We start from the raw sequence: 12,427 nt of genomic DNA on the forward strand, positions 1-12,427 counted from the left end.
ACTAAATTTGAAGAATTCTTGAAAAAACGAATAGAAACAATAAGCGAACTTGACGGGAAAAAATTTTACTTTAGTTTTTTAGCCGGAGCTCAACGGATATTTGAAAATCAAAACATTTTAAATAAAATTAACGTTTTTCCGGTTCCGGATGCCGATACGGGAACTAACCTTGCTTTTACGATGCGTTCTATCGTAGATAGTAATATCCCTACTGATAATCCTAAACTTGCAGCAACAGCACTTGCCGAAGCGGCTATGTCTGGTGCGCGAGGCAACTCAGGGATTATCTTTGCACAATTTTTATACGGAATCAGTTGTGAAATTGAGAATGAGGACAATCTTAATATTGATGCCTTTGCAAATATTGTAAAAAAGTCTGTGAAATATGCTTACGAAGCTATTGCCCATCCTGTGGAAGGCACTATGATAACAGTTATAAAAGCCTGGGCTGAATATGTTTATTTGATAAAAGATGCTTTCGATGATTTTGTAAAACTCATCATTGAGGCTTTAAGAGCAGCATATGAATCCTTACAAAAAACCACTCAACAATTGGAAGTACTGAAAAAAGCAAATGTGGTGGATGCAGGAGCCAAAGCTTTCGTTTTTTTTCTGGAAGGCATGGTGGATTTTTTCAGGCAACAAGAGGTGATAAAAATTGTACCGCCCGAAATAATATCAGCAACAGCAGATTTTGATGCATTATCTCATGAGGAAATTACTTTTCGCTATTGTACTGAAGCAATGATAACTCTTAATGACTTATCAGCAATATCAAAAAATAAAATTAAAGAAAAAATTGAACCGATGGGAGACTCGCTTGTAATAGCAGGTTCTCCCCAAAAAATGCGTTTACATATTCATACGGATAATCCTGCAAAGGTTTTTTCCGTATTAGCTTCTTATGGTACCATATCTTACCAAAAAGTTGATGATATGGCTAAACAAAAAGAAATTGCCATAAACCGAAAGTGGGATACAGCCTTACTCACTGATTCCGTTTGCGACATACCTGAAGAACTTCTTGAAAAATATCAGATTCATACTATCCCTCTTAATATTCATTTTGGTAAAAACAGTTTTCTTGATAAAATCACCATTACACCGAATGAATTTTATACAATGCTCGAAAAAAGCAAAGATTATCCCACTTCTTCACAACCCTCTTATGCCGATTTGGTAAGTAAGTTCAGCTATTTATCCACACATTATAAAAATATTTTTGCCGTACATATTTCGGATAAACTCAGCGGAACATTTTTTAATAGCGAAAAAGCTGCCCAAAATGTAACGGAAAACATGGGAAAACCTATATCTGTAGTTAATTCAAAATCAGTTACAGGCGCGGAGGGATTGCTGGTTTTGCGTATTGCCCGGGCTATCCAGAATGGAGAAAACTTCAAAAGTATTAATACCGAAATTCCAGAATGGGTTAAAAAATCCCGGCTCATAGTAAGTCCGAGTACTTTAAAGTATTTTATCCGGGGTGGAAGAGTCAGCCCCATGAAAGGATTAATTGCAAAAATACTTAATGTAAAACCCATTATTACAATTGATGCTGAAGGAAAACCCCAAGTGCACGAAAAATCCTTTTCTCAAAAAAGCAGTATCCGAAAAATTCTTCGGCAAATTGCAGCAATAGTGGAAAAAGAAACTATATGGGAATATGCTGTTGTTCATGCTAATAATAACGATTTAGCATCCGGTTTAGCTTTAAAACTTGAAAAAATTATTGGCAAAAAACCTGCTTTTATTTACAATATCTCTCCGGTGGTGGGTATTAGTGCCGGAGCAGGCACTGTTGCAGTATCTTTTCTCTTAGATTAGGATTTAAGGTGTAAAATCCATAAACAAAAAATCCCGGCAAATGCCAGGATTTTGCGGTCCGGACGGGACTCGAACCCGCGACCCCGTGCGTGACAGGCACGTATTCTAACCAGCTGAACTACCGAACCAATATATTGTAATGAACTTAATATAACTTTCCGTTTGGATCCGAAAAGCTGTGCAAAGGTAATCTTTTTTTCTACTCATCAAAATAAATGAGAAATTTTTTTAAAAAAATTCTCAAACTAACTACTCAATAATCAATTTTTTATAAAAAAAATGATTATCATCAGAAATTTTTACAAAATACAATCCCGCAGGTAATCCGGTGGTTTGTATTTGTATTTCAGTGTTATCAACAAAAGAATCCCGATAGACGCAATTGCCTGTTGCGGCATACATTTCCACATCTACCGCCTGCATTTCAGGAAGTCGTACCTGAAATGAAGTATTGGCTGGGTTAGGGTATAAAAGTATACCATCGCCGGTTTCTGTTTCGCAAATTCCAACAGTCGTACTTGTATACTCGGCATTCCATCCTGTAGATGTGTTTAACTCGTCGGTATAAAAAAGGATAAACAATTTATCGGTTGCTACGTGAATAGTTTCTGGTATGGTATTGCCCGAATACTCGCCGATAAGCTCCTGGGTGGTGTAATTATAAATCTTTAGAAAATCATTTTCCTGTTCAATATCAAATGAATTGAAATCGAGTGTTATGGACTGAGCGCCCGGTGGGCTGATTTTCCATTGACATATAGAGTTATTCTGGTAGTTATATCCGCCACTACCGTCAGAAAAAATACCAGAACTACCAGTAAGTGTTTGTAATCCACTGCAAAACTCTGCTATCGGAGCTTGATAAGTTGCAGTCCATCCCTGCATGGGAGTAGTGCTAGTTACTATAAAAGTAATAAACATTTTATCACCAGTAGAATGCAATACGGGAGGAAGGTTGGTTCCCGAAAAAATTCCCAACAATGGAGCGGTTGTATCAATCCCGTCGTACACTTTCATAACATCCATATCCTGTACCGTTGCAAATTTGTCAAAAGATAAGGTAATTGAAGATACGGTATCATCCGGAACCAGCAGCCAACTGCATGCTGCACTTGCCTGATAGTTGTTTACAGGTCCACTGCCATCATCAATAGTTCCACAATGGTAATTGAGAACATGATTATCACAAAAATAGGGATAATTATCCCCAGGAACTATATTTACGATAGCGCCTTGTCCTTCTGTAAAATTTTGTCCACCTGGGTTCAGATTATTAAGATAAAAATATCCATTATACGATCCGCTCCAGCCCCAGTTGAAATGGAAATAGGCATCACCCTGATAGCCATCCACATTAAAAGCATGTCCCCCTGAGCCATAGCCATTATAGTACAAGGGATGTAACTGATCAAGGTTATCTTTCAGCAGCGACGCCCATTCCTCTTCCGTATAATTTTCCTTATCGAGCAACGTAACTTCGTCAGAGTAATTAAAATACGTTTTCAATGCCTGGACAGCATCCCAACTGTTAGCACCGGAACCGCTTGGAGAATAGGTCATATTCACAGCAATCCCGCAATGATAAAGCAGCGTTGCCATGGAGACATTCCCTGTCTGACTGATAGAATTGGTCATATTTTCCCATTGATAAGTCGTGTTGCCAAAATCTGCCGATAGATAGCCATATTCAGAATAATAGCCATGTGATCCAGTTCCCTGCAAAGGGTATCGCCAGTAGTACATTACCTGTGCCATAGCGGTAGCCACGCAACCGGCATATACATGTCCGGAGGGTCCTCCGGGGTCGGAAGGGCATAATTCGTTGTAGTGCGAACCTTGATCCCATGATGAAGAAAGCAATGGTTCAATGGCATCTTCATTTTCCGGGAACGATTGCATTGTATTACACGCCCATAGTGTCCAGGCATCAGAGGTTTTTTTATCGGCAGGAAGTTGTTGTTGTTCAGCAAATACAATTTGTTGGGCATACCCCTGCATCCAGGCAGCAAAATTCGCAGGTTTTTCATCATTCCGGTAGCTTCCCTCAAAGGAGTAGCCCAGCACAGGATATGACCTGTCGCTTGCCGAAATGATTATAAAACCACCCTCCGAAAAATTAAAAACATAATATGCTGGCATTCCGGAAAAATTTTCGGTACAAACATATTCAGCCTTACCACCTGAAACTGTGTATTGTGGATGTAAAAAGATTTTTCCTGAAAAAAAATATTGTGCTACACTTTGGGCTTTTTTTTCAGGAACAAAACCAGCTTGACTTTGCAGAAAAAAACATACAACGATAAATAAAAATAAAAAGGTTTTTTTTGCCATTGAGATAATGAATTAAAAAAAATGCCATCCAAGGAAGGACGGCATTTTTAAAATATTTTTTAAATTAGTTAATTACAACTCTTTTGTTTACAACACCCTTGTCCGAAATAATACGGAGTAAATATATTCCGGCAGAAAGGTTTTTCACATCTATGGTTTCAAAATAATAACCTGAGAAATTATCCTCAGTTTGGTTATAAACTACATTGCCGGACGCAGATACCAACTGTACAGTAAGACTCTGCAATTCGGGAAGAGTGAAAGTAAGGTTCAGGTTTTCTTTTGTCGGATTAGGATATACCATAAAATTGTTAAAAATACTCTTGTCAGCTATCCCAACGTTTCCAATTTCCCATTGAGCCTCAAAACCTGCTGCAGTTCCATAATCCCCGGTTTTGAAAATAAGGTATAATTTACCACTTGCACAAGTAATAGGAGCAGGCAATTCAGAGCCAGTACATGCTGCAAGTAATTGGTTATTACTTAAATCGTAAACTTCCAGAAAGTCCTCTTCGTCAGCAGTTTCAAAACTGTTAAATGTTAAAGTTATTCCATCGGCATTTAATGGCTGGATTTTCCATCGGCAAATAGACCTATTGTTATAATTTTTATCGTCGCTTCCGTCGTTAATAGTTCCTGTTGGCTCCGTAAGGGTGGTGATACCACTGCAATAGGTAGGATAAACGGGAGTATACTCAATAATAAATCCTTGACTTCCTGTATTGTTATTGGTAATAAAATTAACAAATACCTTGTCGCCGGTAGAAGTGATGATAGCCGGTAACGTAGTACCTGAATAAGCGCCTAACAAGGGTGCATTGGCATCGGAGCCGTCGTAAATCTTAACGGTATCACCGGCTGCAATATCCATAGATGTAAAATTAAGGTTGAAATACCGTATTGAATCGGGGGGAGCAATCAACCATGAACAGTTTTTATTATCTTCATAGTTGGAAAGCGGACCACTTCCATCTTCGAACGAACCGGAAGTAGAGGTAAGCGTAGTGGTTCCGCATCCATAAGGATAATCCTGCCCCGGAACAAAGTTTTTTACCATACCTTGTGACAAATTAAAGCCATGTACATCCTGAAGCGTGAAATATCCGTTGTCCGATCCGCTCCATCCCCAGTTGAAATGGTACAAATTGGAAGGTGTAGTAATCTGGTATCCATCTAAAACAAAAGCATGTCCTTCACCCTCAGAAGTTATTCCCGAGTAGTAAAGAGGTTTTTTTTCGTTAATACTTTGCTGTATCATGTTCTCCCATGCTGTTGGGGTATAACTCATTTTATTCAAATACTGGGTAAGAGAAGAGTATTTAAAATAATTGATTAATGCTGGGGGTACATAGGTACTGTAAGCTCCCGAGCCGTCAACACCATAATCCATATCCACTGCCACTCCATTATGGAACATTATTTCCGCTACAGGGAGAATGCTGTTTCCACTGGTACCATTTGTCGAGTTGAGCATAGCGTCCCACTTGTAAAAAGTCTCTCCATAATTTGCCGTCAGAACACCGTAAGGTGGATTGTTGTAAGAATGCGAACCTTGTCCCTGCAATGGATAACGGTAATAATACATTATCATTGACATTGCGGTAGCTACACATCCTGTTAGGGCATGCCCACCAGTTCCTGCTGCATCTTCCGGGCACATTGCATTATACGGGTAAACCTGATCCCATGTCATAAGTACTAACGGAGACACATCCCTTGCACCATCAATGGCAGTAAGATTAGCTACTTGGGTGGTTAATAAATGATTCCATGCGCTTTGTGTTTTTTCATCAGCTACCAGAGATTGGCTACGAGCAAAAGCAACCTGTTCAGTATAAGTGCTCATAAAACTCTTAAAATTGGCATTTTCCATGCTGAAATTACTTTCAGTTGAATATCCAAGAATAGGTGTCAGCACATCTTCTGCCGAAACAATGATGAATCCTTTAGGCTCTATGCTGAATATATAAAAAGCAGCATCTCCATCTTTTTTCTGAATATACACATCGCTAAAATGGATATTATCATAACTGATACTGCCATAGTATTGGTTGTGAACTTCATAATAAAAATTTTGTGCAACACGCTCTGCATCTTTCTGCTCAACTTTCCATGCGTAACTGCTAGTTATTCCGAATAAGAAAAAACAGATAAATAATAGTAATGATTTGTTTTTCATGTGATTAATTGTTTTGATTTTTTATTTAAAACGGACAAAGATAAACGAAAAAACGAAACAATATATGGGTAAGTTAAAAAATATTTCATTTAAATAAACCCTGTTTTTGTAATTTTGAACAGCCTAAGTAATCAAAAACTTCACATGATGAAAATAGTAATCAAAAACATCAAAGAATTAATAAGCGTTGAATATAAACCCGTTACATGTATATCAGGCAAGGCAATGTCAAAATTGGAAACCATCAATAATGCATGGCTGCTAATAGACAATGGGAAAATTAAGGATTTCGGCAAAATGGAAGACCTATTTCCTTACCTGCCTGAAATACGGCAAACCACTATTAAAGAAATTGATGCCTCCGGCAAAATGGTTTTTCCTTCATTTTGCGACAGCCATACCCACCTGGTGTATGCTGGGAGCCGCGAAATTGAATACGTAGATAAAATCAGAGGGCTTAGCTATGAGGAAATTGCCCGTCGCGGGGGCGGAATCCTGAATTCGGCAAGGCGGTTGCACGAAACTTCGGAAGATGAACTTTTTGAACAGGCAATGCCCCGGATAAATGAAATTATCAAACTGGGAACTGGTGCAGTAGAAATTAAAAGTGGTTACGGATTGACCGTAGAAGATGAAATTAAAATGCTCAGGGTAATCAAAAAGCTGAAAGAGCATTCGCCGGTAACCATAGTACCTACTTTTTTGGGAGCACATGCCGTACCTGCTGAATTTAAAGGAAGACAGGAGGAATATGTTGACCTGATCATCAGTGAAATGATTCCTCAGATTGCCGGCGAAGATCTGGCAGATTACATTGACGTGTTTTGCGACCACGGTTTTTTCACCGTTGAGGATACGGAAAGAATACTGATGGCTGGTATGAAATATGGTCTCCGCCCGAAAATTCATGCCAACGAACTGGGCTATTCCGGTGGAATTCAAACAGGAGTAAAATACAATGCGCTATCGGTGGATCATCTGGAGTACACTGGTGATGCCGAAATTGATGCCCTGCTCGGTAGCGAAACCATGCCTACGGTATTACCGGGAGCCGCATTTTTCCTTAATATGGCATTGACTCCTGCCCGAAAAATGATAGAAGCTGGTTTGCCAGTGGCTTTTGCAAGTGATTTTAACCCGGGATCATCTCCCAGCGGCAACATGCAACTGGTACTCTCCATGGCTTGTATCATGTATCGTCTTACTCCTGAAGAAGCAATAAATGCCACAACAATAAATACTGCATATGCCATGGGTTTAAGTGAAACGCATGGAAGCATTGCCCGTGGCAAAGTAGCTAACCTATTTATCACCAAGGAAATTCCTACTTATGCTTTTATGCCTTATGCTTATGGCAGCAACAAGGTGGAAACTGTAATTCTTAATGGAAAAATAATTAAATAGATAGAAATAATGAAAACAATAGGACTCATTGGCGGCACAAGCTGGCAATCAACGCTCGATTATTACCGTATTATTAACCAATTTACGGCGGATACGCTCGGCGGACACAACTCAGCAAAAATCATTCTTAATTCTATCAATTTTGCCGAGGTGGAAATTTTTATGAAAGGATCAGATTTTAACGGGCTTGCAAATTTTCTAATCCAAAATGCAAAAATGGTTGAAAAAGCCGGAGCCGACATGCTTTTGCTTTGTGCCAATACTATGCACCTTATTGCCAAAGAAGTACAGCAATCTATTCATATTCCGTTAGTACATATAGCCGATGCCACCGTAGAGGAACTGATGAAGGCAAACATCCGTTCGGTAGGTTTACTGGGAACACTGATTACCATGGAACAACAGTTTTTTTCGTCAAGAATCAGGGACAAAGGCATCGAAGTACACATTCCTGAAGAAACCGACCGAAAATTTATTCATAACATCATTTTTAATGAACTTTTCTATGGCATCCGTAACCCGAAATCGAAAGAACAATTTCTTTCAATAATCAGTAAACTAAAAGGCAAAGGTGCCGAAGGGATTATTCTCGGTTGTACCGAAATTCCACTACTGATTGCGCAGGGAGATGTAAATGCACCTCTGTTCGATACCACAAAAATTCATTGCATGGCTGCAGTGAAATTGGCGTTGGCTTCCTGAAATATTTTTTCTTTATTTACTTGCATACCTTCTTATTTTTTTGTAATATTCCCATTCCTTAAGCAAGGAGGGTGTTATGAAAAATATCAATAAGTTAATTACAGTATTTCAAATGCTTATACTTTCAGGGGGAACATTGTTCAGCACGTGTTCCTTTGCGCAGTCTCCTTTGAAAACTACGGATACAACTATAATTAATAAATACAAGCTGCAATACCAACAAATTGAACTGAAGCGGGGAACTCGGACTTCTGAACTGGAATATATTTTCAGCGTTCCTGCCACCATAAGTGCCGAGCCGAAGGAAGAGTTTTTAAAAATAGGTGATAAACTGGTTTTAATAAAGGAAGAGCAGCAGCGGCTCCGCGAAAAGGGCTACTTAAAAATACGTAACTATGTTTTGTTTTACAGTAAGGATATGCTACATCTTTACAATATTCTGCCACCGAAATAAGGGAGATGGCACTATTTATTATCTTGCTTAGTTGTTCCATTAGGCATAACATATCCTAGTTTTATAGCTTTATCAATATATTTTTGAGATTTTTTTATATTGTTATCATTCTCAAGCAAACATTTTCCCAAAAAGTAATTTAACTCAGGATTTTTTTTGAATTTTGAATAAATATCCTCAAATATAGTTTGTGCCAATTTTTTATTACCACTCTTATATTCGATAAATCCTTTAAGTAAATCTACTTCTGGTCCTTTACGAATATTAGAAGTCTTATATTTCATATCTGCTTTATAAATGTTAATCCGAGCCTCAGAAATACTATCAATAGAATAAAGTACCATACTTTTCCCATAATAACCTTCTGGATCGCTTGGAATAATCCTTTGTAAATGATCAAAAGAAGTCAATGCCCGATAAATATCATTATTTAAAAAAGCTGCATATCCACAATTTGACCATGCACTCGCATTTGTAGAATCAATTATGAGCGAATGAAGCCCAGAGGTAAATGCATCTTCATAATTACCCATTCTTCTGCAACATATTGATAAGTTGTCCCAAGCATCGCAAAATAAAGAATCTTCATGAATTGCTTTTAAATAAAAGTTTTTTGATCCATTTAATTGATTTGTGCTAAGACCCCAATTAGCTAAATTGAAATACTCCATAGCCTTTTCACTTTTTGAGCCACATCTCATTGCCACATTATATGAAACTTGTCCATAACAAGCTATATTTATTATTATCAATACAATTAAACCTGGTTTTTTCATGTGAATCTGTTGTTTAACTTACGTTACAATATCTAAATAATCACTGGTTGCCAGTCATTTTCTTCTTGTCTCTTGCTTTTTTGCTCACAAATATAGTAAAGTGAATTACCCCGTACAAGTACCGAGGAATTCTCTTGATAAAAAAATACAAATTATAGAATTACTTTTTCCCAATTATTAATTGGCACAATAAAAATTAGCTAATTAAATATTACTATCGGAAAATTTTTACTTTAATATTATTGCAGGAATACATCCCGATGGCTATCGGGACCGCTCAGCCAGGGTTAAAATAAAAAATAAACCTGAGAATTAATTATGGCTTAGAAAACAGATATTCTCTAAAAAAATGATTTCTAATCTAAAAAACAACTAATTTTGCATACATATTTTGGAATGTCGGAAAATATTCAAAAGTCGGATATTTTCTTTTTAATTTTTAAAAGGAAGAATCAATGAATGATGAAATAAAGTTTAAGGAAGAATTATTTAATGCTTTGTTTGCATCAAGGGATTTTGGTGTTTTGTTGACAAATACGGAGGGAAGATTATATAAATGCAATGACACTGCATTTAGAATGATGGGATATACTAAGGAAGAATTTGTTAATCTTGCTAATGCGGAAATAACCCATCCCAACGATATAAAAGCAACAGAGGATTGCTTTAATAATTTCCTGAATGGGAACACAAGCAATCGTCATATTGAAAAACGATATGTACGGAAAGATGGCTCATTTTTTTGGGCGGAACTATCTGTTAACCCGGTTTATAATTCAAATGGCGAGATTATAGCTTTTTTTTGCCTCATTTTGGATATCACCGACCGGAAGAATGCTGATGAACGTGTGCGCCTGCTTTCGCATACGGTGAAAAGCCTCTCGGAATGTGTAAGCGTTACCGATACTGAAGATAAGATCATTTTTATTAATGAAAAATTTTTGAAAACTTATGGATATACCGAAGATGAATTGATTGGCAAAAATATTGCAATGGTACGATCGCCAAACAACGATCCTGAATATATTAAAAAAATTCTTCCTTCAACAAAAAGCGGAAACTGGCATGGCGAATTAATTAACCGTCGTAAAGATGGCACTGATTTTCCCATATTTATTTCCTCATCAGCAGTGAAAAATGAACGAGGGGAAATTGTAGCGCTGGTAGGTGTAGCTACCGATATTACCGAACGTAAAAAAACGGAAAAAGCCTTAGCAGAAAGCGAAAAAAAATACCGAAACCTGATTGAATCTATGCCCGACGGAGTATATAGAAGTACTCCTGATGGTAAATTTATAGATGTAAATCCTGCTATGTATAAAATGCTTGGTTATGCCAATAAAGAAGAACTTCTTGCCATAGATATTAAAACACAACTTTATTTTGACATCTCTGACCGTGAAAGTGCAATACTGCAAGAGGAACTGGAAGAAATTGCGGTATATTCTTTACGAAAAAAAGACGGATCCAAATTATGGGTGGAGGATCATGGCTGGTTAGTTATGGATGAACAAAATAATATTCGTTACCATGAAGGAATTTTACGCGATGTTACCGAACGCAGAGCTGCCGAGATTTTACTTAAAAAAAATGCTGGGGAGTTAAGGGATCTCAATGCAACTAAAGACAAATTTTTTTCTATCATAGCTCACGATTTAAAAAGCCCTTTTAATTCCATTTTGGGCTTTTCCGATTTGCTGATCAATAATTTTTCCGATTACGATAAGGATGAAATAGAAAAATATTTGCATACCATTGAAAGTTCTTCCAAACAGGCATTTGAATTGCTCGAAAATCTGCTGGTTTGGGCTCGTTCACAAACGGGAAGCATACATTATCAGCCGGAGGCTATTGAATTAAAAAATATAATTCATGAAAATATCAACTTATTAACCAATCAGGCGGAAAGGAAGAATATTCAAATCTTTTCGACGATTACTGATGAAGCCATGGTGAACGGAGATAGAAACATGATTAATACTATTTTGCGCAACCTTCTGGCAAATGCAATAAAATTTACTCCTCAACAGGGAAAGATCTTTGTATCCCTGACCAAAAACGACGAATTTTATGAAGTTTCTATTAAGGACAATGGAATTGGAATAGCCGAAGAAAATATTCAAAAATTATTCAGAATAGATAGCAAATTTAGTACGTTAGGCACCGAAAAGGAGAGGGGGACAGGCTTAGGACTTATCTTGTGCAAGGAATTTGTCGAAAAACATGGTGGCAAAATCCGGGTTGAAAGTGAATTAGAAAAAGGCAGCACCTTTATTTTTTCGCTAAAAAGCAACCCCACTAAACCTAAAGCGAGACTAAAGGCTCTTAGTGGTTAAAAAAATATAAACCACGAAGGCACGAAGCAGCACTAAGGTTTGTTTTTCTTTGTGTTATAATATTTTAACTTGTACGGAGAACCACGTAGCTTAATATTTATGTCTTTATAAACCACAGGAACAGCAATTTGTCTTTCTGCTTTAATCCTGCATTTCTTAATTCAAAAATCAAACATTCCTCATAAGCGGATTCAAGCAAACCAGGTCCAAGATTTTTATGTACTTCTATGGCACAGCCTATTATCTTTTCAGTAATTTGATTTATTTCCATATCTTACTTTTTAACCCCGCTGATTTATTTTATTGTCTTTAATGGTATTGTTATTAATTCTACTTCAAGAAATCCCTCTTCATCAGCATAATTTCGTGCACTTGAATAAAGATATTCAAAAGAATTCTTTACAATTCCAGCTCGTAC

9 protein-coding genes and 1 tRNA gene are annotated in these 12,427 nt (G+C 37.2%); 5 read left to right on the forward strand and 5 right to left on the reverse strand.

What is annotated here, in order from left to right; all coding sequences use genetic code 11:
• The first annotated feature begins 18 nt into the window (after positions 1–18).
• The gene (locus M0R21_08930; protein MCK9617943.1) at positions 19–1,827 is read left to right on the forward strand and encodes a DegV family EDD domain-containing protein; all 1,809 of its coding nucleotides are present in this window, start codon (positions 19–21) and stop codon (positions 1,825–1,827) included.
• A gap of 54 nt (positions 1,828–1,881) precedes the next feature.
• Here M0R21_08930 and M0R21_08935 read toward each other — a convergent pair.
• The 3 genes from M0R21_08935 to M0R21_08945 form a co-directional block, all read right to left on the reverse strand.
• A tRNA-Asp gene (locus M0R21_08935) sits at positions 1,882–1,955 on the reverse strand.
• Positions 1,956–2,076: 121 nt separating this feature from the next.
• On the reverse strand, positions 2,077–4,158 hold the full coding sequence (locus tag M0R21_08940; GenBank protein MCK9617944.1) for a C10 family peptidase: 2,082 nt from the start codon (positions 4,156–4,158) through the stop codon (positions 2,077–2,079).
• 64 nt (positions 4,159–4,222) lie between these two features.
• On the reverse strand, positions 4,223–6,337 hold the full coding sequence (locus M0R21_08945) for a C10 family peptidase (protein MCK9617945.1): 2,115 nt from the start codon (positions 6,335–6,337) through the stop codon (positions 4,223–4,225).
• Positions 6,338–6,484: 147 nt separating this feature from the next.
• On the opposite strand from M0R21_08945, the gene hutI reads away from it, so the two are divergent.
• From hutI to M0R21_08960, 3 genes are all read left to right on the forward strand, one after another.
• Positions 6,485–7,741 carry an imidazolonepropionase gene (gene hutI, locus M0R21_08950; protein ID MCK9617946.1) on the forward strand — a complete coding sequence of 419 codons (1,257 nt, stop codon included), beginning with the start codon at positions 6,485–6,487 and terminating at the stop codon, positions 7,739–7,741.
• Positions 7,742–7,750: 9 nt separating this feature from the next.
• The gene (locus tag M0R21_08955; protein MCK9617947.1) at positions 7,751–8,443 is read left to right on the forward strand and encodes an aspartate/glutamate racemase family protein; all 693 of its coding nucleotides are present in this window, start codon (positions 7,751–7,753) and stop codon (positions 8,441–8,443) included.
• Between the two features lie 76 nt (positions 8,444–8,519).
• Positions 8,520–8,897 (forward strand): hypothetical protein, encoded by a 378-nt coding sequence (locus M0R21_08960; GenBank protein MCK9617948.1) that lies wholly within the window; start codon positions 8,520–8,522, stop codon positions 8,895–8,897.
• An 11-nt stretch (positions 8,898–8,908) separates the two neighbouring features.
• Here the strand turns inward: M0R21_08960 and M0R21_08965 are convergent, their stop codons facing one another.
• On the reverse strand, positions 8,909–9,673 hold the full coding sequence (locus M0R21_08965; protein MCK9617949.1) for a hypothetical protein: 765 nt from the start codon (positions 9,671–9,673) through the stop codon (positions 8,909–8,911).
• Between the two features lie 455 nt (positions 9,674–10,128).
• Here M0R21_08965 and M0R21_08970 point away from each other — a divergent pair, with 455 nt between their 5' ends.
• Positions 10,129–12,009, forward strand: a complete 1,881-nt coding sequence (locus M0R21_08970) for a PAS domain-containing sensor histidine kinase (GenBank protein MCK9617950.1) — start codon at positions 10,129–10,131, stop codon at positions 12,007–12,009.
• A 97-nt stretch (positions 12,010–12,106) separates the two neighbouring features.
• On the opposite strand, the gene M0R21_08975 is transcribed toward M0R21_08970, so the two are convergent.
• A complete protein-coding gene (locus tag M0R21_08975; protein ID MCK9617951.1) occupies positions 12,107–12,280 on the reverse strand; it encodes a GxxExxY protein in 174 nt (57 codons plus the stop codon).
• Between the last annotated feature and the right edge of the window lie 147 nt (positions 12,281–12,427).

It is taken from the genome of Lentimicrobiaceae bacterium, from assembly GCA_023227965.1.
Lineage (GTDB): Bacteria > Bacteroidota > Bacteroidia > Bacteroidales > JALOCA01 > JALOCA01.